This is a genomic window from Thermodesulfobium acidiphilum (assembly GCF_003057965.1).
Taxonomy (GTDB): Bacteria; Thermodesulfobiota; Thermodesulfobiia; order Thermodesulfobiales; family Thermodesulfobiaceae; genus Thermodesulfobium; species Thermodesulfobium acidiphilum.
Genome location: NZ_CP020921.1, coordinates 1,279,237 through 1,301,382 on the forward strand (window position 1 = coordinate 1,279,237; position 22,146 = coordinate 1,301,382).

Consider the following 22,146-nt stretch of genomic DNA (forward strand, 5'->3'; position numbering starts at 1 on the left):
TTTTAAATCTAAGAAATATTTTTATTTATTAGTATATTTTATATGAAATCTAATTGAAATGAAGGGAGAAAGAAAATGGCAAGAAGAAGTGATATGGTTACAAAGGGAATTGAAAGAGCACCTCATAGATCTCTTTTTTATGCAATGGGCTACACAAAAGAAGATATGTCAAAACCATTGATAGGAGTAGTAAATGCATTCAATGAAATAATTCCTGGTCACATTCATCTTAGAACTCTTGCAAATTACATTAAAAAGGGAGTTAATCAGGCAGGGGGCGTGCCCATTGAGTTTCCTGTTATAGGAATTTGTGATGGTATTGCAATGGGTCATGAAGGTATGAAATATCCTCTTGCTTCAAGAGAATTGGTAGCTGATTCAATTGAAACTATGACACAAGCACATATGTTTGATGGTCTCGTTTTGCTTACCAATTGTGATAAGATTGTTCCTGGCATGCTTATGGCAGCTGCTAGACTAAATATTCCATCAATTATAGTCTCTGGTGGCCCAATGCTCGCTGGAAGATTTCAGCAAACTGATGTTGATCTGATTACTGTTTTTGAGGGAGTAGGGCACAAAACACGAGGTAAATATGATGATAAGACCCTTGAAGAACTTGAAATGTGTGCATGCCCAGGTTGCGGATCTTGTTCAGGAATGTTTACAGCAAACACAATGAATTGTCTTTCAGAAGCGTTGGGAATGGCTCTCCCAGGCAATGGTACAATACCAGCTGCCTTTGAAGGAGAAAGGAAGAGACTTGCAACATATGCTGGGATGAAAGCTGTAGAGTTAGTTAACAAAAACATATGTCCAAGAGACATACTTATACCTCAGGCTTTTGAAAATGCAATTGCAGTTGATATGGCTGTAGGCGGTTCAACAAACACAGTGCTACACCTGCCAGCAATAGCACACGAAGCAGGAATAGATCTCCCACTTGAAATATTTGACCTTATATCTTCAAGAACCCCAAACCTTTGTAAAATAAGCCCGGCGGGGAAACATCATATTCAAGATTTGAATGAAGCAGGCGGAATAAGTGCAGTAATGAATGAACTATCAAAGAAAAACCTTATAAACTTAAACAACTTAACTGTTTCAGGTCAAACAATTGGAGATCTTATAAAAGATAAAAAAGTTAAAAGAAGAGATGTGATAAGACCTATTGACGATCCATATTCTAATAGCGGTGGTATAGCAATTTTAAGAGGAAATCTAGCACCTGATGGCGCTGTAGTAAAACAATCTGCAGTAGATAAAGAAATGCTAGTTCACACAGGCCCAGCAAGAGTATTTGAATCAGAAGAAGAAGCTATGAAAGCCATTTTAGAGGGTCGAATAAAACCCAAAGACATAATAGTTATTAGATATGAAGGCCCTAAGGGTGGCCCAGGTATGAGAGAAATGTTAAGCCCCACTTCAGCAGTTGTTGGAATGGGACTAGGAAAGGAAGTAGCTCTTTTAACTGACGGCAGATTTTCCGGAGGTTCGCGCGGTGCAGTTATAGGACATATTTCTCCAGAAGCTGCAGAAGGTGGCCCCATTGGTCTAGTAGAAGAAGGAGATATCATAGAAATCGATATTCCTGCAAAAAAAATTGAGCTTAAAATTGACCCTGAAACATTTGAAAATAGAAAGAAAAAATGGTCACCAAAAGCACCCAAAGTAAAATCAGGTTATCTTGCAAGATATGCTAAACTAGTCACCTCAGCAAGTACAGGAGCAGTACTTAAAGACAATTAAATTTGTTATTTAAAATTTTTCTATACTAACGCCCTTCCAAAAGTCTTCCAAATTATAGTAAATTCTTTCCATTGGGGAGAAAATATGGATTACAATGTCCAGCAAATCTATTATTACCCACAATCCCTCGTTATAGCCAGAAATCTTAAAAAGGTTCTTTCCTAGTTCTTTACATCTTTCCATTATTTTATCAGCAATAGCCTTTACCTGTATAGGTGAATTACCTGAGGCAATAATAAAATAATCACATATTATAGACTTTTCGCCTATGGAAAGCATTGTAATGTCTTCCCCTTGTTTTTCTTTAATACAGTTAATAATCTCAAGAGCAAGCGATCTAGAATTATCTTTTTCCAAACAGTACCTCCAAATTCTCTTTTTTGCAGTAATAGTTCCAGGCTTCAATTGATACCGGGTGAAGCTCTTGGTAATTATCCATTAAATATTTAAAGCTATAAGTAAAACACCACAAAAAAACTTTTTCAATTTCAGCAGGCAATAATTTTCGTACATTAAGCACGCTATCATCTATGTGTGATCCTTCCGTAATGGCAATCTTATCTGCCATAAAGAGTGTTGCTGCCATTTTGCCCATATTCACTGCCCCAGTTGTGTGTAAACAAATTGATTCATATATCTCCCAATCAAATATGCCCAGCTTATCAATTAGCCAATTCGCAGCTATCTGACCATGAAGCAAAATTGGTCTTTTTTTGTCTAAAGTAGAGATATTTATTTTATATTTTTTTGCTTCACTTAACATATCTTCAGAAGACAACGGTCTTGCAGTGTCATGCATTAAAGCAGCTATATATGTTCTATCAACATCTACTCCCATAATAGATGCAATAGATTTTGCTTCTTCCGCAACAGCTATTGTATGGCGAAACCTGTATGTATTTCCAAGTCTATCCTTTACAAACTCTAAAACTTTATCTACCAAAAAACTTCCCTACCTTTTCAAAATTTATTTTATCTGTTAATATTATACATATTTTGTATATACAAAGGAGGCGAAACAATGTCAAAATTTTGTGCAATATGTGGCAAGGGTCCTTCAACAGGCAATAATGTTAGCCACTCCAACAGGAAGACACGCCGCCGTTTTTTGCCAAACCTTCAGAAAATAAAAGTAAATCTTGAAGGAAGTATAAAAAATGTTTACGTTTGCACACGCTGTATAAAGTCAAACAAAGTTTCACGCGCATAAAGGGGGACAATCTTAGTTATCCCCCTCCTTTTTGGGAGTCCGTAATTTCTCCAAATGCATCTGCGCTGTTATAAACTCCTCTCAACATCTGTTCAAGCTCACTAGGCCTATAAGAAGCGTTAAGTGCAGTAGTCTTATTAATTTTTCCTTCTTGAAATAATTTAAAAAGTGCTTGATTAAGAGTACTCATAGAATTGAATTGACCATTTTTTATATCAATATACATATCATCTAATCTTGCTTCAGCTATTAAATCTTTTATGTGTGGAGTTACAACCATTACTTCACAAGCCACAATTCTTCCCTTTTTATCAATAGTAGGCAAAAGAGTTTGTGATATAACAACTTTTAGAGTTTCAGATAGTCTTAATCTTACAAAATGCTGCTGTTCTGCAGGAAAGGTATTCACAATTCTATCAACAGTAGAATAAGAATTATTTGTGTGTAATGTTGATAACACGAGATGACCTGTTTCAGCAGCTAGAAAGGCAGAATTAATGGTTTCTTGATCTCTCATTTCACCAATAAATATAATGTCTGGATCTTCACGAAGAGCATATCTCAAAGCCTCAGGGAAGCTTCTTACATCCACACCAACTTCTCTTTGAATAATGTTTGATTTTTTATCAGTGAAAACATACTCTATAGGATCTTCAACGGTTATAATATTCACACTTTTCAAGCTGTTAAAATCGTCAATCATTGAAGCCATAGTAGTAGATTTTCCAGAACCTGTTGGACCTGTTACAAGAATCAAACCCTGTCTAAAATTTCTAATTTTTTCAATCACATCGGGTAAAGAAAGTTCTTCCCATGAGTAAGGATTCATAGGCAATATTCTTAATGCGATACCTATTGTTCCTCTATTAAAGTAAATATTCGCACGGCATCTAGATTTATTTTCGTATGTAAAACCAAAATCAAGACCAAGCTCTGTAAACATCCTCTTTTGCTGCTCTGGTGTTAAAAGCTGTAATATTATTTTTCTTAGTTCCTCATCTTTAAAAAAAGGTAAATAAGAAACTTTTCCAAGTTTACCATGAATTCTAAATATAGGATACGAATCACTCTTAAGATGAATATCGCTTGCTTCCAACCTTAGGGCTTCATCAAAAACCTGAGCAAATAAAGGATCAAATATCACCTGTAGGCACCGGTAAACCAGCTAATTTGCTTAATAAATAAAGGTATCCATCCTTATACTGCATTGGAAAAAGCTCTGATATATCCCTTTCACTTAAATCAAACTCTTTTTTTATTTGCTTCTTTGGAGGCATAACTTTGTCAACTTCATAATATTTTCTTACGTAATCAATAATTTTCCAATGAATATCTCTAAGCACAATATTGTTTTCTTTAGCTACAGCTTCAGCAAATTCTTTTGTCCAAAGATTGTAATCTAATAAATTCCCTTCCTGATCTACATAATATTCATTCTTATTAACTTTAAATATTCTCAATTAACCACTCCATAATTTTCCTTTATTATATCACAAATTCTGATGATTAAAAATTTTGATCTAGATCAACTTTTACAATTTTAAATAATTTAAAATAAAATGATATAACTTAATAACTTTAAGGAGAGAATTATGAATCTAGAAACTCTAAAAAAATTTCCTATGAGTTTTTATGCTCCAGACGGAATTTTAAGCCATCTTCAACTGAAATTGCTTTTAGAATTATCTAATAGGGGCTTTGAAGTAATTTTGTCTGGTAATTCATCAATTACTATACCAAATCTAGATTCTTTAACAAAAGAAAAATTAAAAGAGGCAGGTTTTTTACAAATACCACACATGGAAAACAAAGTATTTTATGCCCAAACTTGCCTTTCGAAACCATATTGTCCCATGTCCAGACAGAATGCTAGAAGTTTATCGAAAAGAATAAACGAAAATTACTATGGAATGGTTACTCCCGCAAAAGTAAAAATATCTATTAGTGGGTGTCCAAACGGGTGTAGTGAACCTTTAGTAAGAGATATCGGAATAATGGGTTATCCTACTGGATATACCTTAACTATTGGAGGGTTTGCTGGAAGAAATGGTGGTATAGGTGAAGTAATATCATCAAATTTAGACGAAAATCAAACAGTGGATACACTAGGAAAATTACTTGCCGTTTATAAAGCTTACGCACAAGAAAAGGAAAGAATGCATAAATTTTTAAGAAGGTTGGGCTTAGAGTTTATTAAAGAAAAAATGGAGAGTGCAGAATAAACTACATTCTCCAAATAAAATTTTAGATCAATATTCATCCCATGTTATATAAGGCTTCTTAAGATCAACCATAGCATTAACCATCAGCTCAACTAGCCCACCGTAAGTAAGATTGAATTTATCCTTGCAGTTATAATGTGCAAAAATATCTCTGATTGTACCTTTACAATTTGAACACGGAGCACATACATATTTTGGTATATTAGGATTCAATTCATCCTTGAAAGCATTCAAAATTTGATTCAGCTTCATTCTTGATGAAACTTTATTTCTCCATTGAGGAAAATTCAAACCTTGCATAATAGCAAATCCAGATCCCCCACCACAGCAATAATTATAGACACCATTTGGATGCATTTCTCTCCACCTTGGAGCAATAGTGTTTAATATATTCCTTTGAGGCATAACTATTCCCATATTCCTTACTATATTACATGGATCATGAAGGGTAACTGGAAAATTATTCTTCGATGGATCAAATTTTATAGCACCACTCTTATAAATTTCCCAAAATAAAGGCAAACAGGATTCTCTTGAAATTTCTGAACTAGCAAGATCACCTGTAAGAATTCTGTCTCCAATAACACAAAATGCTTTTGTAGAGTGTCCACATTCACCAATAACTATTCTTTTAACACCCAGATCTTTCCCAATCTTTGCTTGCCTTAAAACTACTCTCGCAGCCTCAATATCATCATTCCAAAGACCATAGTTAATATTATCATATCCAACGGGTTCATCAGAGATTGTCCAGCTTATACCAGCAGCATCAAATAATATAGCAAATGCGGCTGGATTTTCATGCCAGGAAACGAATTCACCAGCATTATGAAGCAGTAATATGTCAGCACCCTTTTTATTGATGGGAAATTTAATTTTAATCCCAGTCTTTTCATATGTATCTTCCTCAATAAATTCCAGGTAGTCTCTCAGAGCCATCGGAGAAAGTCCAGTAGAAGAACCAACTGATAGTTGTAGTCGCGAACCCTTCTCCAGTATTTCAACTGGGGATATTCCCAATTCTTGACTCAAAAGGACTCTGATTTCTCTTGCAAGATAACCATTATCTATACCTACAGGGCATCTTTGTGCACACCTTCTACAAAGATTACATCTGTGAGCTAATTCTGCTAATCTATATATAGTCTTCCAATTAAGTTCCACATCGGCACCCACAAAAGATCCTAAAAGCTTTCCTTCAGGTGTAAAGTATTTCTTATATATCCTCCTTAGTATTTCTATTCGATAAGTAGGTCTATAAATTTCTTGTCTTCCGCTAGCAATAAATACATGACACGCCTCAGAACAGGTTTGGCATCTTACACAATAGTCCAAACCAGTTTTTAAAATTTGCAACATAGTCCAGTTATTTTTTGGGTCCAAAAGTTTCTCAAACCCACTTAAAAATTTTCTGACAATTTCGTTCTCTTCTTCTCTAGTTTTAGGTGGATACAAATTACTAAGTGCTACATGACCATCCAAATACCAATCGTAGGTGTTCTTTATTTTTTCACTAGGTGGCTCAAGTGGAGTTTCTTCATTTTTATCTATACCTAGAATATCTATTAAGTCATCAATCTCAATAGGAGCCATGGGCTCACTAAGATCTTTTGAAATATCGTTAAATGGCGGTCTTTTTATTGCCATTGTTATTACTCCTTTCTCCCACTTTAAGATTGGTAGCAACCTCAGCCCATGAAGCGCCAGGTATAGCATGAGAAGCAGACCAGAACTGCTTATATTTTAATTGCTCTTGAATAATTAAATCAATTTTTTCCCCTTTCAAATTAAGAGCATCATCCCACATAATACTATGCCATGTCCAATACTTTATTGGAGCATGCATAAACTTTGAAAACGGAAAATAAAACAGGAAAAATTGAAACAGGAAAAATTGAACAATTACAAAATTAGATATATTTACAGGCTTAAACGATATAACTGAGCCAAGATACTTTAAAATATCGTGATTTGCATCAAACAAAAAGGTTGAGAAAGTTGCCAAAAACAAAAAAAGGAGCAGAAAAAGATTAAAAAAATCTAAAGGAGTCGTATAAATCCTCAGCTCCTGTGAAAATATTCTTCTTAGAATCAAAATAAATGATCCCAATAATCCAAATGCTCCAGCTACAATTCCAAAAATACTCGATAGTTGTATCAAAAAATAAAAAGGCCAAAAAACAGAAAAAACTGATAAGAGAATCCATCCAAATAATAAATATAGTCCCCAATGCAAAAGTAAAGACGGAAACCAAAGACCATAAATATTGTATTCTTTTACTCTTTTCAAGAAAAGGACTTCTCTAAGGATTTCGATTATATCGTTTGTCCAGATATGTTTTAGTCCTTTTTTTACTTCTTCCACGTAGTTTGCATCTTCCATATAACTACCACCATAACTATACTTTGGATCATGGGCTACTGGATATAACTCTACTCTTAGATGTAAAGGCATATTGTTAACTTTTAATAATTTAATAAAAGATCCAAGAAAAAAACATATTACAGAAAACCATGCAAAATAGATCATAAATTGTCCCAATTTTATCTCCTTATTTGAAATGATGTATATAGAAAATTATTTTATCACATAAATTCACTGTATTATTAAAAAAAGTAACGTACATAATTTCCTGTAAAAGGGAAATGATTATCAATAAAGAAATATAAAAGGTCATCATCCTCTAATAGAGTATAGGGTTAGCTAAACCAAAACTATCGGAGGTGGACGATGACCAAATATAATATTACCTTAGATAAGGAAATTTTGCACTACCTTTTTTCAAGTAATGACAAAGGCATAAAAATGTTATTAGAACAAATATTAAACCAGATTCTTGAACAGCAAAGAACAGAGCAAGTTAATGCTGAACTCTATGAGCATACAGAGGATAGAAAGGCATACAGAAATGGTTATAAAACAAGATGGTAATAAGAAGATTTTAAAGTAAGATCATGCAGCGCATTAATTGCAACACGGATAAATGCCAAGGGATATATGGAAATACTTGGAATAGAAATTGGAAACAGTGAGTCAAATAGAAGACTTTTAAATACAACAATTAAGATACAACAATTAAGACCTTTTTCAAAAACTGCAAATAAAGCCTATGGATATATTAGAACAGGGATTTGATGATGCTGCAAGTATTATGATACTTGCAAAACATTTATAGAAAAAAGCTACGTACTACAAATAGTATCGAACGATTAAATGAAGAAATTCGACGTAGAGAAAGAGTAATACGTATATTTCCAAACAGGGAATCAGCAATGAGACTAATAGGAGTACTATTAATGGAGCAAGATGAATTGTGGTTAACTGTAATTGATTTTGTCAGAGGATGAATTTACAGAAAAAATTGTACTTGATCTAAAAAAATTATTATTTTCATATTTTACTGAAAATTCAGTCTGAACATTTAACTTTAATTTTTAAGTTTGGACTATATCTGGTAAACTAAAAGTTGATTAATTAAGTTGAAAATTAAAGCATGTCTTTTAAAAATATAAACTGGTACTATACCCTTGAATTTCTTATAGCATAGCACCAGTTTAATTTAAAATTGAGTTAATTTTTTAAACTTTACACTTTTCAGAATTATTAAGTAAGTTTATAATTCTTTCTACTACCACATCAATTGCCTTTTGCACCATTGGAGTACAATCTGTTCCAAATGTTTCACTATCAAGAAGCTCTATGGTAAAAATCTTTATATCTTTTGGCATATCATTACCTAGAATTTCCATTCCAATCTTTAAAGTTGATGATAAAGATATATTATGAGATCCAGAATATGTAAGGGTATGCAACAAATCTTCGGGGGACATCTCCTTTATGGTGCCAGGAACGTTCCCTAAACGAATACCATCAACAATTATTGCTCTTTCATACCCATAAAGAGCATCCAATACATCAAAATCAGTGGTCATCAAGATATGCGTATCTACAAAACCCTCTAACTTTTTAGCCACTTTAATCCCAACTGAATCATCAGTTAGCACAGGATTTCCAATTCCTAAGACTACTGTTTTACCCTTTCTTTCAATACTTCTTTTATCAAAATCCAAAACAATTACCTACCCAATCATCTATTAAAAATTCTTAAGCGTTTTATAAAGTTTACCATCACAATCATATATGTCTATCTGCAAAGGATCGTGCCCAGGAAGAGCATGGGTAGCACACGCAAGACAAAGGTCATATGGTCTATAAGCTAACTCTACCATATTAAGCAGTCCCTCATTTACAACTCCATTCTTTATAAAGTTTTGTGCAGCACGTTTTACAGCTATATTTATGGGACCTTTATTGTGAGTCGTAGCTACGATAAGATTAGCCTTTTCTACAATACCTTTTTCATCAGTTATATAATGATGAATCAGCGTACCTCTCGGAGCTTCTACTATTCCTACTCCTTCTGATGCAGGCCCTAACTTTGACCTTACATCTGGATTGCATAAAGATTCATCCTTTGCTATTTCACGAATATTTTCCGCAGCACAAAGAAGCTCTATAGCTCTTGCCCAGTGATAACCCATAATGTTGTGAACCGGTTTATGCCCAAAAACGTCAAACATCTTCTCATATGCTTGTTGAGCTAATGGAGTAGGCATTCCACTTGCTACATTTAATCTTGGAAGTGGACCAACACTATAAAGGCTTGTATCAGGACCATCAACTACACCCTTCCAACCTTTCTGTTTCAAATAAGGCATCTTCAGATAGCTCCATGGTAGAACTCTTTCAGAAATATAGTTAAGATATTCTTTGCCTTTGAATCTTGCTATTTCTTTACCATTTGTATCTACAAATTTTTGTGTACCATCGTAAAAGGCTACTTTGTCGTTTTCATCTACAGAACCAAGATAATTGGTAACTACTTTATACACATCCCCAGTAACCAATTTTACATACTCAGGATTTTTAAGAACTACATCTTCAAAGATTTTTAAAGTTAGCTGCCCTAGTTCTACCATTTCTTCAGCCAAAGCCATTATCTCTTTTCTTTCTTCTTGAGTAACTCTTTTTGACCAACCACCTGGAAGAGCTGCAACTGGATGTATAGGCTTGCCGCCCAACATTTCCAAAATTTTAACTGCTGCATATCTTTTCTTTAAAACCAATTTTCCAGTTTCAGCTCCAACAGCGTTAACCAAACCAATAAGGTTTCTCTCGGCAGGATTAGCCGTTGGCCCTACTACAAAATCAGGGAAACCAAGAGCATATAATATCGCAGCATGATCTTCTACATAATGCGCGTTGAAGAACAGCTCTCTTATCTTACGGGCTGTAGGAGTAGGTTCCACATTATAAACTCCATCAGATGCCTTCATAGAAGCAGTGAAGTGTACCGCACGACATACTCCACAAATAGTTGAAACTGTTCGTGGAACTTCCTCTATAGGCATACCTTGCACGAAACGCTCATATCCCCTCAGCTCAACCACCTGAAAAAAAGCGTTATCTACATTTCCCTTCTCGTCCAAGAATATACTTATTTTGCCGTGTCCTTCAAGACGAGTCATAGGATTAATTTCAATCTTTGTTAAAGCCATATCACTTCTCACTCCTTCTTTACTTTTCTGTCCACCGTGGAAAAGGTTTAAGATTCTCGAAAAATCCACTTATTCTCCCCCCTTAGGTACGAGAATATAAGTTTTTACTTCCCTTATTAAGAAAGCTATGGGGTAAACCCTGTCATTAATAAATATCATCTCTATGCCTTTTTCACTTTTTTACCCAGCATAGATGAAGGAAGCGAATACCGATAGAACAATTTTACAGGACTAGGTATTTGTTCTACTAACTCTTCATTATCAAGTATTGATGCTATAGCGCTTATTGCTCTTAGTCCGAAATCTTTTACTCCAGGTATTGGTCCGCCGCAACCCGCACACGGGATATTTACCTTGGTACAAAGAGCCCCACAGTCTCCCTGAGTAATAGGTCCTAGACACATATAACCCTGTTGAAGCAAACACTTGTTTTCATCTGGATCTCCTTCTATTGTCCTTCTCACTTCTTTTACCAGTTCTCTCTTCTCATCTGTATTTCGTGGGTTTCTTGGACACACATCACATACAGCCTTACCATTTGTTATCCATGAACCCTTAGGAGGCAATTCTCCTTTCAAAATAGCTACAAGAGCGTTTAGTACCACAGAATGGTGAGGCGGACACCCTCCGATAAAATAGTCAACATCAATTACTGATTGAATAGGTCTCACATAAGGATAAAATTCAGGCAGTGTAAGATCATACTTTCCGTCCATAAGATAATGAGGTTGAGGTGTTATGCCATCCGGATTATCAGTGCTAAACGTATCAAAGTACGCAGTCTGGAATATGTCTTCTTTTGTATGCATATTCGCCATACCGGGAATACCACCCATAGCGGCGCACGCTCCATAAGCAACTACTACGTTACACTTTGCCCTCATAACCTTAGACATATGTTCATGTTCGTCTAAGCGAATCATTCCAGAAATAAGTCCAACATCAACTGATTTATCGGGCATAGCCTCTAAGTCTTTGTATTTCACATCAGCAACTGTAGGCGCCCAAAACACTACTTCTAGAGAGGGTAGTACATCTACAAGGGTCTCCGAAATATCAACTATAGCCATATCACAACCGCCGCAGGCCCCCGCCATTAAAACAGCCAATCTAAGTTTTTTGTCTGCCATTATACTCCCTCCTTTACTCTGCAGGGTCCTAATTCTCTAATGTTCTTTTCAAAAGTGGTCATAGCCTCAGCAAATCTCTTCCCTTCAGAACCAGAAATCCACTCTAATTGAAATCTTTCCTTTTCTATCCCCATATCAATAAGGATCCGTTTTAATAGATCGAATCTTCTTATAGCCTTATAGTTTCCTTCTTTATAATGGCAATCTCCTGGGTGACATCCTCCAATAAAGACTCCATCAGCCCCTCTCTTAAAAGCCTCAACTACAAATTCAGGCTCTACTCTACCGCTACAAGGGACTCGAATTATCTTTATATTTGCTGGATAATCATATCGCAAGCTCCCTGCAAGATCAGCCCCCTGATAAGTACACCAGTTACACGCAAAAACTATTAAGTTAGGCGTCCATTCGCTCATAATTTATTGAACCTCCATAATACTAGTTTATCTTCTTTAGCTTTCCTAATATTCCACTCAGATCCGTTGTACTAAGTCCTACAACTTGCTGTGGATCTGCCCCCAAACAAAGAGCTAACAACTGTACATAATGAACAGAAGGAATCTCATAATTAATCTTATTTTCCCTTTTCATAGGAGCCTGAGCAGTATCGAATTGGATAAGACAAGAGCTACATCCTGTAACCAAAAGATCTGCTTTTATTTCATCTTTCATTGAATCAAGCTTTGTTTTTACCAATTTATATGAAGCCTCAACGTTCGTAGATCGCATTCCACCCATCCCACAACAATCTACAATACGACTATAATAAGGAGCAGATGCTCCAAGGGCTTCACACAACTCCCTCAACATAACTGGATGAAATGGATCTTTTTCTCCTTCCTGATAAACTTCACTTGGCCACAGTGAATGACATCCTGGTTGAACGCCAATAGTTACACCTTCCAAAGTATATTTCAATGAATTTTTAATTTTTTCAATACCTACTTCGTTGTACAAAAAGTTAGTCGCAAGTCTAATCCTCGTCGTTCCCTTATATTCTTTGCCAATAGCTTTAAGCATCTCGTTTACCTTTTCTCTTAGTTCTGGTTTCTTTTCCATTTTATATTTACTCTCTGACAAACTCCCATAGCAACTTCCACAAACTGTAACCATATCAACGTTCTTTTCTTCAGATATTATAAAGTTACGCGCTCCTAATGCACACCACCCGGCTTCGTCAACAGAAGGCATCGTCCCCCAACTTGGGCAACAAGATTGACCCTCTAAATCGTCAATTTCAATACCAAGCGCGTCAAATACGAAACGAAATGCCTTTTCCAGATCTGGTCTATTAAATGCAGTATTACATCCTATAAAAAATCCTACTTTCATCGGCTACACCTCACAACAAGTGACATCGGATAACCCTGAGTCCATTGGGATAATTCCCAACGAAGACAGTGCTGACTTGTTCATTAGAATTCTTAGCTCTTTTAGAGCTTGTTCATTACTTGCCGTTGTAGGAGGCTTTTCCGGCAAACCTATTTTCTTTCTAATTTCACCTGCATTAGAAAAGTATACGGCGTGGCCTACATCATATAATGATTTCAAACCTTCTACTGCAAGAGTTGGCAACGCAAACTCTCTAATTGCAGAACGCCTCATTGCCATAACCACACCAAAAGGCTCTACCTTTCGTGGGCACACCTCAGTACATCTATTACATGCCTGACAAGCCCAGATAGAACTATCATCAAGCAAAATCTCCTTTTGACCTATTAGAATTGACTGAATAATACGCTTATTGAAAAATTCAAAACCTGCAAGAACCATCGGACACGCAGCAGCACATTTGGCACACTGGATACAATCCAACAATTCCTCTGCTCCAAGTTTCATTATCTCATCAGAAAAACCTGGCTCACCCTCTGAAATATTAAGAACTTCTATTACTTCAGCCACTAACGTTCACCTCCTTAAAAAGTCAAATTCTCTATTTGAGATTCAATTTCTTCAGTAGTAAAGCCTTCTAAAATTATTGCTCTAGAAGGACACGCAGCCACACATACCCCACATCCTGTACAGAGAGCTGGATCTATGTGTGCCCTCTTCTTGCCCTTGTATTCTATCCAACCAATAGCAGAGTAGGAACATAATGGCAAGCAAACGCCGCATCCACTACACTTATCAAGATCAATTTCTGAGACTAAAGCTTCAACGTTATCTGTAATTTTAGGGATCTCAGTTACTGCCATTACCGTTCACCTCCTCATTTTTTAAAAAGTAAGGGCCTCTATTTGTGACTCAATCTGCTCGGTGGTAAAACCATGTAAAGTTATTGCTCTAGAAGGACATGCTGAAGCACATACTCCACATCCTGTGCAAAGAGCTGGATCTATGTGTGCCCTCTTCTTATCACCATATTCCTTCCAGCTAATAGCAGAATATGGACAAAGTGGTAAGCATATACCACACCCACTACACTTATCTGCATTCACCTCAGAAATTAGAGGTTCTACTACAACTCTGCCCGTTGTCAACGGTACTGCCGCTGCTGCTGCTGCTGCCCTAGCTTGAGATACGCTTTCTGGAATATCTTTTGGTCCTTGAGCACAACCAGCAATGTAAATACCTTTGACTGAGGTCTCTACAGGATAAAGCTTGGTATGTAATTCTTTCAAAAAACCTTCTCCACCACATTGTATTCCAAGCTTCCTTCCAAGCTCTTCAATCCCAGGCGGAGGCTCTATTGCAGTAGCAAGAATAACCATATCAGATTCTAATTCTACAGGAGCTCCCATATCTACGTCATATGCACGTACGCGCAAACGATCGCCCGGTAATTCATCTACACCTCCCACACGACCTCTTATCACTCTGATACCTAGCTCTCTGCAGTAAGTATAATATTCTTCAAAATCCTTACCTGCAGTACGTACGTCAATAAAGAATATATAAACGTTAATATCTGGGTATTTCTCTTTGATTAACCTCGCTTCCTTCAACATATACATACAACAAACTTTGGAACAATAGCGATGATAATTTTTATCTCTACTGCCCACACATGAAATAAAAGCAACCGTCTTAGGATGTTGATTGTCAGAAGGCCTAAGAAGTTCACCTTCCGTGGGACCAGTAGCAGAAAGTATTCTCTCAAACTGCAAAGAAGTAAGAACATTTGGTGATTGAGGAGAATACTCTTTGAATGGAGTTTTATCCATAGCCTTAAATCCAGTCGCTGCAATTATTGTACCTACTTTTATTTCGATCAATTGACCTTTAGGATCCCATGGTATAGATCTATCACATGCACCTGTTGGGCATGCCTTTTCACAGGGAGACAAAATTGGCTCCCCTGTCTTTGGATGGGGTTTTGGTTGAGTTCCAATAGTTCTCCCAGCACAGTTTAAACAATGATCTATGTCTACTACTGCTTTTTTAGGCACTGCCTGAGGAAATTCAATATATACAGCCTTTCTCTTGTCCATGTTTTCATTAAACTCATTATCAACTTTGCCCGGACAAGCTTCTACACAAGCACCACAACCGGTGCATTTATCCCAATCAATATAAGTCTGCTTTTTACGCACAAGAACCTTGAAATTTCCAATAGAACCATCTATCGATTCTACTTCTGAATAGGTCAAAAGCTCAATATTTGGGTGCGTTCCAGCAGAAACCATTATTGGTGTTAAAATACATGCTGAACAATCATTTGTAGGAAAGGTTTTATCAAGCTTTGCCATGTTCCCGCCAATTGAAGGCTGTCTGTCAAGTAAATAAACCTTATAGCCCATATTGGCAATATCAAGAGCAGCAAAAATTCCTGATACACCCGCCCCAATCACGAGGGTAGCTTTTGTAACATCGACATAAGAGTCTTCTAGAGGTTCAGCCAACCTTACTTTGGCAACAGCACTTGCAACCAATTTTTTTGCCTTCTCTGTAGCTCCAGCCTTATCATGCCAGTGTGCCCAGCTATCTTGATCTCTAATGTTAGCCATTTCAAAGAAATACTTGTTTAAACCCGCATCTGATACAGCTTTTCTAAAGATTGGTTCGTGAGTTCTGGGCGTACACGCAGCAACGACAACTCTGTTTACAACCCCGTTTCTAATGTCTTCTTTAATTAACTCCTGCCCTGGGTCAGAACACATAAACATATAATCTCTTGCAATAGCAACATTGGGTAAAGATTCAGCAAATTTTCTGACCGCTTCGACGTCTACCGCACCTGCGATATTCTCGCCACAATGACATACGTAGACACCAATTTTAAGAGCATCTTCCCCGCTAGCACTCATACTCATCCCTCCTTAGAGAATTTATAAAAACCATCCTAAAATTAAGTTTAAACTACTGATATACTAGTGTCAATTGTGATTTAAATAATTAAAAATAAAAATATAATTATTAAATTTTCTTTAAAAAAATAATGTAATTATTAAAACAGCTTAATATAAAGCCATTAAATCAATATAGTTAGATTAAAAAGTTTATAAATTTAACTAATAACGTAATTTTGCTTATACATTAATAAACAAGGCTTATTATTAAAATAAGCCATCATTTTTATAATGAAATTTTGGGTGTTCGTTGGTAAATTTTTTTAAAATTTTACAAACCATTGTAAATTATTTAAAATTAAGGAAAACTAATAGAGAGGGAGTAAAGATTTTTATGGATAAAACATACCAACACAACAATACAGAGAAAAAGATATTAAATTTTTGGCTCGAAAATCATATTTATCATGCTGATGTGAATTCCAATAAAGAAGCCTTTTCTATAGTAATACCCCCACCAAATGTAACAGGGTCTCTTCATTTAGGACATGCCCTTGATGATACGCTTCAAGACATAATTTGCAGATATAAGAGATTGATGGGATACGAAGTATTATGGTTACCCGGAACCGATCATGCAGGTATAGCCACACAAAACGTTGTTGAAAAGATGTTACAAAAAAAGGGCATTACCAGACATCAACTTGGTAGAGAAAAATTTGTAGAAAAGGTTTGGGAATGGAAAGAACAATACGGACAAAGAATTATTAACCAATTAAAGTCTTTGGGCGCTTCGTGTGATTGGGATAGAGAAAGATTTACAATGGATGAAGTACTTTCCAAAGCTGTAAAAAAAGCTTTTGTAACACTCTATAACATGGGATTAATATATAAAGGTACGAGAATAATAAACTGGTGTCCTAGATGTTCTACAGCTCTAGCTGATCTAGAAGTAGAACATGAAGAGAAAGAGGACAAGTTATATTTTGTGAAATATAGGTTCCTTGAAAATCCAGACCAATTCATTACAATAGCAACAACGAGGCCTGAAACTATATTTGCAGATACAGCAGTAGCTGTAAATCCAAGGGATGAAAGATATAAATCCCTAGTTGGTAAAAAGGTAATTGTTCCAATGACTGAAAGAGTGGTGGAAATTATCACTGATGAAAGAGTAGAAACAGACTTTGGCACAGGTGCCTTAAAAATAACACCTGGACACGATCCTACAGACTTTGAAATTGGTTTAGATCATAACCTTAAAGTACTAATAGCTATCGATTCTAATGGAAAAATGACCGAAATTGCTGGAGAACTAAGTGGTTTAGATCGAGAGATTGCAAGAAAAAGATCTGTAGAAATTCTTAGGGAAATTGGATCTCTAGAAAGGGTCAAAAATTTAAAACACGCAGTTGGTCATTGCTATAGGTGCAAAACTGTAATCGAACCGTATGTATCTGAGCAGTGGTTTGTAAGAAGCACTCCACTTGCAAAAAGAGCAATAGATGCCGTAAAGAGTGACACTATCCAGTTTTTCCCAGAACGATGGGAAAAAATATACTTTGATTGGCTGGAAAACATAAAAGATTGGTGTATATCAAGGCAGATTTGGTGGGGTCACAGAATACCTGCCTGGTATTGTAATAACTGTAATGAGATTATTGTTTCTGAAGATGAACCAAAAAGATGCCCAAAATGTAATTCAAGCAATTTAAGACAGGATGAAGACGTATTGGATACATGGTTTTCCTCTTCACTATGGCCTTTTTCTACAATGGGCTGGCCAGAAAATACTCCAGAATTAAAAAAGTTCTTTCCAACGAGTGTACTTGTTACTGGTTTTGACATAATATACTTCTGGGTTGCAAGAATGATTATGATGAGTCTCACTCTAACAGGCAAGGAACCTTTTAAAAATGTAATAATTCACGGCTTAATAAGAGATTCTCAAGGGAGAAAAATGAGCAAATCTGTTGGAAACGTTATTGATCCGATGGACATCATTGAAGAGTCAGGTGCAGATGCACTAAGATTTTCTTTAGCCAGCCTTTCAAACCCATCTGGCCAGGACATAAAGATGTCTAAAGAAAAGGTTAAGGGAGCACGTAACTTTGCCAATAAACTTTGGAATACAGCAAGATTCGTCTTAGGATATGAAGAATACTTCACTAACTATAATATTTCTAGCGAAGATATTAATGTTATGGAACCTGAAGATATCTGGATACTTTCAAGATCTATCTCAGTTATAAAAGATTTATGCCTAAAACTAGACGAATACAATTTCTCAGCAGCTTCTACAGAAGTTTATAATTTTATATGGGATGAATTTTGCGATTGGTATATTGAACTTACCAAGTTTAGAATAAAAAATAATTTCAAAAGCACACTAGCTATAAAAGTTTTATTTTGTGTCTTTAAACAATCTTTAATTATGCTACACCCTTTTATGCCATTTATTACTGAAGATCTATATAAAAGATTACCAGAAAACAAAGGTTCTATAACCTTTGAAACTTTGAAAGGGTTTGATTATTCGCTAAATTTAAAAAAACTTAAGAATATGGGTGCTCTTATTGAAGCCACAAAATGTACAAGAAAATTAAGAAGTGAATATAAGGTTGCGCCAGATCATATAACTGAGCCTATTTTAATTATGCCAGAGAATATTAAAGACCGATTTATTTCTGAAATAGAGAAGTTTTGTTTTCTTACAAAATCCAAAAATCCTAAAATCGCATTGGAGATGCCAAAGGATTTAAAAGGCTATGCTATAGAAAGAAACACCTCTATTACTGTCTTATTATATTTAGAAAAAGGAGAACTAGAAAGAAGCAGAGAATTAATAGAAAAAACTCTTCAAAAGCTGCTAAAAGAATCTGAAATTTCAAAACAAAGACTTAATGATCCAAAATTTTTAAATTCAGCTCCTAAAGAAATAATAGAATCTGAAAGAGAAAAACTAGATAACCAAAAAAAATCAATTGAAATCCTTGAAAGAAAATTAAGTTTCTTAAAATGAGCGAAAAAAAATTTATTAATTTAATCAAAACAATTTCAGTAGAACACTGGAATTTTGGTCTTGAAAGAGTCAAAAATGCCCTTGAAATACTGGAACTAAATAGATTGCCATATAAAATAATTCTAGTCGGGGGAACAAATGGTAAAGGTTCAACAGTAAAGTTTATTCAACACATATTAGTAGAACATGGTATAAGAACAGGGCTCTTTACCTCTCCACATTTAATTGAATACAACGAGAGATTTAATATAAACTTAGATAACCTCCCCTATTATGTCTTAATCGAAGGACTCAGTGAAATAAAAGACAAAATTAAAGGCTTAAACTTAACTGAATTTGAAGTTCTTACAATATTATCCCTTTACTTGTTCAAAAAACTATCAGTTGACGTTTGTATTCTTGAAGTGGGCTTAGGCGGAAGGCTTGACGCTACAAATGCCATAGAACCTGATATCAGCGTATTAACTAGAATAGATGTTGATCACAAAAATTTTCTTGGGAATACAATAGAAGAAATAGTAAAAGAAAAGACAAAAATTTCTAGAAAGGATAAACGATTAGTTATAGCAAAACAAACTAATGAAACTCTTAACATAATACTCGAAGATATTGATCTGATTGGTTCAAACCCAATTTTATCAGATGATGAAGTAAAAACAGAATTTAAATTTAACAAAGTGAAGTTTATTTTTAATGAGTTTGAAACAGATTATATAACTCCATCCCTCACAGCTGATTATCAGATAGAGAATATGAAAACAGCTCTTGTCACTTCTTATATCTTCTTAAGAGACTTTCTTAATGTAAGATTTGAACATCAAAAGTTTCAAAGGGCGATAGAAAAAACTAAATGGCCAGGAAGATTTCAAGTAATTAAAGAAAATCCTTTATTATTACTTGACGGATCTCACAATCCATCTGGTTTTAAAGCTCTAAGCCAATCACTAGAAAAAATTTTGAAATATGAAAAAGCAGTTTTTATAATAGGAATTTTAAAAGATAAGGATGCAGAAAATATGATAGATAAAATCATTTTATTTTCAAAAGAAATAATATTTACTCAGGTACCATCAAACAGAACAATGACTTTAGGAGATTACAAAAAGGTCTTCAGTAACCTCAATTTTACCTATATGGATATCGAAAAAGCAAAAACGTTCATTTTAAAACGTTATCCCTTTGAAAATATAGTAGTCTGTGGCTCACTTTACTTAATAGGTGAGATCTTAAAAACTTTAAAGCAAAACAAAGATTTCCAATTATTAGCTTAACTATCAACTAAAGGGGGAGTATAAAAAATGAAAGACAAGTTGAAGTTTATAACTTTTGGAATATTGGGCGGTTTGGCTTCAGGATTACTAGGAATTGGTGGTGGTTTAGTATTTGTCCCTCTTTTAACAAACTATGCCGGATACTCTCAAAAAGAGGCGCATGCCACATCGCTCGGTGCAATTATTCCTGCAGCCATTGTAGGCGCACTTATATATAATGTAAATGGCTTAAACAGTTTTACAGCCAGCATTTATTTAGCTTTGGGAGGCATTATAGGTGCTCAAATCGGATCAAGAGCAATGTACAAATTTTCAAACAAATGGCTTAGAAAAACATTTGGAGTTTTTCTTTTGTTAATGTGTATAAGGATGGTATTAAAGTGAACATTATTTTATTTCTTGTTGTAGGGCTTTTTACAGGTGTTGTTAGCGGCATGATGGGAGTTGGCGGTGGACTAGTGATGATACCTGCAATGGTATTATTTATGTCTGTGCCCCAAGGTATGGCACAAGGAATATCTCTAGCTGCAATAGTACCAATAAGTTTGATGGGAGCATGGGTACACTTTAAGAAAGGTGGATTAAAAAAAGACGCAATATTGATAGGATTGGGTGCCATACTAGGCGCGTCTATTACAAGTAGTATTATACCGTATATACCTATAAACGCTTTAAAAATGATATTTTCCTTAGTTTTATTTTATTTTGCTTTAAGAATGATATTGAAGTAACGTTAGAAATGTGATACAGTGTGGGTAAATATAAGCTTCTATGAATCTTTATAGTTTTTGCAATGCCATAACATCGGGATTACCCGGTAAAGGGAGATATAATATTTGTACCTCAATAAATTTTAATTGCAAATTTAACCAAAAGGGTGTTCATGCTATATCTGTAGGTGCCGTAGCATGTTGGTGTATACTAATTTAATTTCCTAAGATGGTATTTTCACTTATCCTTAAATTATTTTTAGTAGCAAGAATGATTATTTTGTAGGAGGTAAATTATGAAAAAAATATTAGTTATAAATGGTCCAAACCTTAATATGCTAGGAACCAGAGAACCAAATATTTATGGCAATATTACTTTACATAGCTTAGAAGAGTTAATATTAAACTTTGCCAAAGAACTGGAAATAAAAGTAGATTTCTTTCAGTCAAATCATGAAGGAGATATTATAGACAAAATTCACAGAACTTACGACGCATATAATGCTTTTATAATCAATCCAGGTGCCTTCACTCACTACTCCTATGCAATAAGAGATGCTATTGCCTCAATTAACATCCCCGTTATAGAGGTGCATCTCTCAAACATTCACGCAAGGGAGGAGTTTAGAAAATCTTCAGTGATAGCACCAGTTTGTCTTGGGCAAATAAGCGGCTTGGGAGAATTATCCTATTTAACTGCAATAGTTGCCATAGACAAATACCTACAAAAGTCAGCAAAAAAGATATAATAGATGCTTTTTTATCGACACTATTCCTTTTCTGGCATTCCAGAATACACTACTCCATACTTTGTAAGTATTTTTGCCTTGCCTCTTACCTTCATTGCTGAAGTATTATCGGTGAACTGTGCTATTACTACTTCACCAACGTCAATTCTTTCAGAGTGATGAAATTTTGTTTCTTTTCCCCTTGTCATGCCAGATATCATTACCCCATCAGCCAAAGCTTTTATTACTACGTAATCAGCTAAAGTAGAAATAGGTTTTGTATCAAGAGGAAACATAAGATTTTCTACTTTTTCAT

Annotated in this window: 24 protein-coding genes and 1 pseudogene; 10 read left to right on the forward strand and 15 right to left on the reverse strand. The window is 35.2% G+C overall.

The annotated features are described in order from the left end of the window. Positions 1-75: 75 nt before the first annotated feature. The gene (ilvD, locus tag TDSAC_RS06405) at positions 76-1,749 is read left to right on the forward strand and encodes a dihydroxy-acid dehydratase (protein ID WP_108309423.1); all 1,674 of its coding nucleotides are present in this window, start codon (positions 76-78) and stop codon (positions 1,747-1,749) included. A gap of 9 nt (positions 1,750-1,758) precedes the next feature. On the opposite strand, the gene rsfS is transcribed toward ilvD, so the two are convergent. Together rsfS and yqeK are read right to left on the reverse strand one after the other, a co-directional pair. Then, positions 1,759-2,106, reverse strand: coding sequence for a ribosome silencing factor (gene rsfS, locus TDSAC_RS06410; protein ID WP_108309424.1), 348 nt, complete (start codon positions 2,104-2,106; stop codon positions 1,759-1,761). Next, positions 2,093-2,692, reverse strand: coding sequence for a bis(5'-nucleosyl)-tetraphosphatase (symmetrical) YqeK (gene yqeK, locus TDSAC_RS06415; RefSeq protein ID WP_108309425.1), 600 nt, complete (start codon positions 2,690-2,692; stop codon positions 2,093-2,095). Before yqeK ends, rsfS begins: the two co-directional genes overlap by 14 nt. 78 nt (positions 2,693-2,770) lie before the next feature. Between yqeK and rpmB the strand changes: the two genes are divergently transcribed. Next, the gene (gene rpmB, locus TDSAC_RS06420; RefSeq protein WP_108309426.1) at positions 2,771-2,959 is read left to right on the forward strand and encodes a 50S ribosomal protein L28; all 189 of its coding nucleotides are present in this window, start codon (positions 2,771-2,773) and stop codon (positions 2,957-2,959) included. 16 nt (positions 2,960-2,975) lie between these two features. Here the strand turns inward: rpmB and TDSAC_RS06425 are convergent, their stop codons facing one another. Together TDSAC_RS06425 and TDSAC_RS06430 are read right to left on the reverse strand one after the other, a co-directional pair. Further along, on the reverse strand, positions 2,976-4,103 hold the full coding sequence (locus TDSAC_RS06425; protein WP_199919735.1) for a type IV pilus twitching motility protein PilT: 1,128 nt from the start codon (positions 4,101-4,103) through the stop codon (positions 2,976-2,978). Continuing rightward, positions 4,093-4,419 (reverse strand): TusE/DsrC/DsvC family sulfur relay protein, encoded by a 327-nt coding sequence (locus tag TDSAC_RS06430; RefSeq protein ID WP_108309428.1) that lies wholly within the window; start codon positions 4,417-4,419, stop codon positions 4,093-4,095. Before TDSAC_RS06430 ends, TDSAC_RS06425 begins: the two co-directional genes overlap by 11 nt. Before the next feature lie 132 nt (positions 4,420-4,551). Here TDSAC_RS06430 and TDSAC_RS06435 point away from each other — a divergent pair, with 132 nt between their 5' ends. Then, on the forward strand, positions 4,552-5,181 hold the full coding sequence (locus TDSAC_RS06435; RefSeq protein ID WP_108309429.1) for an NAD(P)/FAD-dependent oxidoreductase: 630 nt from the start codon (positions 4,552-4,554) through the stop codon (positions 5,179-5,181). Between the two features lie 27 nt (positions 5,182-5,208). Here the strand turns inward: TDSAC_RS06435 and TDSAC_RS06440 are convergent, their stop codons facing one another. Together TDSAC_RS06440 and TDSAC_RS06445 are read right to left on the reverse strand one after the other, a co-directional pair. Next, a complete protein-coding gene (locus tag TDSAC_RS06440) occupies positions 5,209-6,828 on the reverse strand; it encodes a (Fe-S)-binding protein (RefSeq protein ID WP_108309430.1) in 1,620 nt (539 codons plus the stop codon). After that, a complete protein-coding gene (locus tag TDSAC_RS06445) occupies positions 6,803-7,723 on the reverse strand; it encodes a respiratory nitrate reductase subunit gamma (protein ID WP_108309431.1) in 921 nt (306 codons plus the stop codon). The genes TDSAC_RS06440 and TDSAC_RS06445 overlap by 26 nt, the downstream gene beginning before the upstream one ends. Before the next feature lie 189 nt (positions 7,724-7,912). Between TDSAC_RS06445 and TDSAC_RS06450 the strand changes: the two genes are divergently transcribed. Together TDSAC_RS06450 and TDSAC_RS06455 are read left to right on the forward strand one after the other, a co-directional pair. Then, positions 7,913-8,113 (forward strand): transposase, encoded by a 201-nt coding sequence (locus TDSAC_RS06450; protein ID WP_108309414.1) that lies wholly within the window; start codon positions 7,913-7,915, stop codon positions 8,111-8,113. A 148-nt stretch (positions 8,114-8,261) separates the two neighbouring features. Beyond that, positions 8,262-8,529 (forward strand): annotated as a pseudogene (locus TDSAC_RS06455) (transposase); the annotation flags it as partial. Positions 8,530-8,760: 231 nt separating this feature from the next. Here TDSAC_RS06455 and TDSAC_RS06460 read toward each other — a convergent pair. The 8 genes from TDSAC_RS06460 to TDSAC_RS06495 form a co-directional block, all read right to left on the reverse strand. Beyond that, complete coding sequence (locus TDSAC_RS06460) at positions 8,761-9,252, reverse strand: hydrogenase maturation protease (RefSeq protein ID WP_199919737.1); 492 nt, start codon at positions 9,250-9,252, stop codon at positions 8,761-8,763. 24 nt (positions 9,253-9,276) lie between these two features. Further along, entirely contained in the window at positions 9,277-10,740 is a 1,464-nt protein-coding gene (locus TDSAC_RS06465) for a Ni/Fe hydrogenase subunit alpha (protein WP_108310347.1), read from the reverse strand. A 161-nt stretch (positions 10,741-10,901) separates the two neighbouring features. Continuing rightward, positions 10,902-11,870 carry an NADH-quinone oxidoreductase subunit B family protein gene (locus tag TDSAC_RS06470; RefSeq protein ID WP_108309433.1) on the reverse strand — a complete coding sequence of 323 codons (969 nt, stop codon included), beginning with the start codon at positions 11,868-11,870 and terminating at the stop codon, positions 10,902-10,904. Further along, the gene (locus TDSAC_RS06475) at positions 11,870-12,286 is read right to left on the reverse strand and encodes a hydrogenase iron-sulfur subunit (protein ID WP_108309434.1); all 417 of its coding nucleotides are present in this window, start codon (positions 12,284-12,286) and stop codon (positions 11,870-11,872) included. The genes TDSAC_RS06470 and TDSAC_RS06475 overlap by 1 nt, the downstream gene beginning before the upstream one ends. Before the next feature lie 22 nt (positions 12,287-12,308). Continuing rightward, a complete protein-coding gene (locus TDSAC_RS06480; RefSeq protein ID WP_108309435.1) occupies positions 12,309-13,202 on the reverse strand; it encodes a CoB--CoM heterodisulfide reductase iron-sulfur subunit B family protein in 894 nt (297 codons plus the stop codon). 3 nt (positions 13,203-13,205) lie between these two features. Beyond that, positions 13,206-13,772 carry a 4Fe-4S dicluster domain-containing protein gene (locus TDSAC_RS06485; protein WP_108309436.1) on the reverse strand — a complete coding sequence of 189 codons (567 nt, stop codon included), beginning with the start codon at positions 13,770-13,772 and terminating at the stop codon, positions 13,206-13,208. Positions 13,773-13,786: 14 nt separating this feature from the next. Next, positions 13,787-14,065 (reverse strand): 4Fe-4S binding protein, encoded by a 279-nt coding sequence (locus tag TDSAC_RS06490; RefSeq protein WP_108309437.1) that lies wholly within the window; start codon positions 14,063-14,065, stop codon positions 13,787-13,789. Positions 14,066-14,086: 21 nt separating this feature from the next. After that, positions 14,087-16,117: a CoB--CoM heterodisulfide reductase iron-sulfur subunit A family protein gene (locus tag TDSAC_RS06495; RefSeq protein ID WP_108309438.1), complete on the reverse strand. Its 2,031-nt coding sequence runs from the start codon at positions 16,115-16,117 to the stop codon at positions 14,087-14,089. 376 nt (positions 16,118-16,493) lie between these two features. Between TDSAC_RS06495 and TDSAC_RS06500 the strand changes: the two genes are divergently transcribed. The 5 genes from TDSAC_RS06500 to aroQ all read left to right on the forward strand — a co-directional run bounded on the left by TDSAC_RS06500 (position 16,494) and on the right by aroQ (position 21,851). Then, entirely contained in the window at positions 16,494-19,121 is a 2,628-nt protein-coding gene (locus TDSAC_RS06500) for a valine--tRNA ligase (protein ID WP_108310349.1), read from the forward strand. Further along, positions 19,118-20,392: a bifunctional folylpolyglutamate synthase/dihydrofolate synthase gene (locus tag TDSAC_RS06505; protein WP_108309439.1), complete on the forward strand. Its 1,275-nt coding sequence runs from the start codon at positions 19,118-19,120 to the stop codon at positions 20,390-20,392. Before TDSAC_RS06500 ends, TDSAC_RS06505 begins: the two co-directional genes overlap by 4 nt. A gap of 27 nt (positions 20,393-20,419) precedes the next feature. After that, a complete protein-coding gene (locus TDSAC_RS06510; RefSeq protein WP_108309440.1) occupies positions 20,420-20,776 on the forward strand; it encodes a sulfite exporter TauE/SafE family protein in 357 nt (118 codons plus the stop codon). Then, entirely contained in the window at positions 20,773-21,123 is a 351-nt protein-coding gene (locus TDSAC_RS06515) for a TSUP family transporter (RefSeq protein ID WP_108309441.1), read from the forward strand. The genes TDSAC_RS06510 and TDSAC_RS06515 overlap by 4 nt, the downstream gene beginning before the upstream one ends. 275 nt (positions 21,124-21,398) lie before the next feature. Continuing rightward, positions 21,399-21,851, forward strand: a complete 453-nt coding sequence (aroQ, locus tag TDSAC_RS06520) for a type II 3-dehydroquinate dehydratase (protein WP_108309442.1) — start codon at positions 21,399-21,401, stop codon at positions 21,849-21,851. A gap of 20 nt (positions 21,852-21,871) precedes the next feature. Here the strand turns inward: aroQ and mtrB are convergent, their stop codons facing one another. Further along, a complete protein-coding gene (gene mtrB / locus TDSAC_RS06525; RefSeq protein WP_108310351.1) occupies positions 21,872-22,126 on the reverse strand; it encodes a trp RNA-binding attenuation protein MtrB in 255 nt (84 codons plus the stop codon). Between the last annotated feature and the right edge of the window lie 20 nt (positions 22,127-22,146).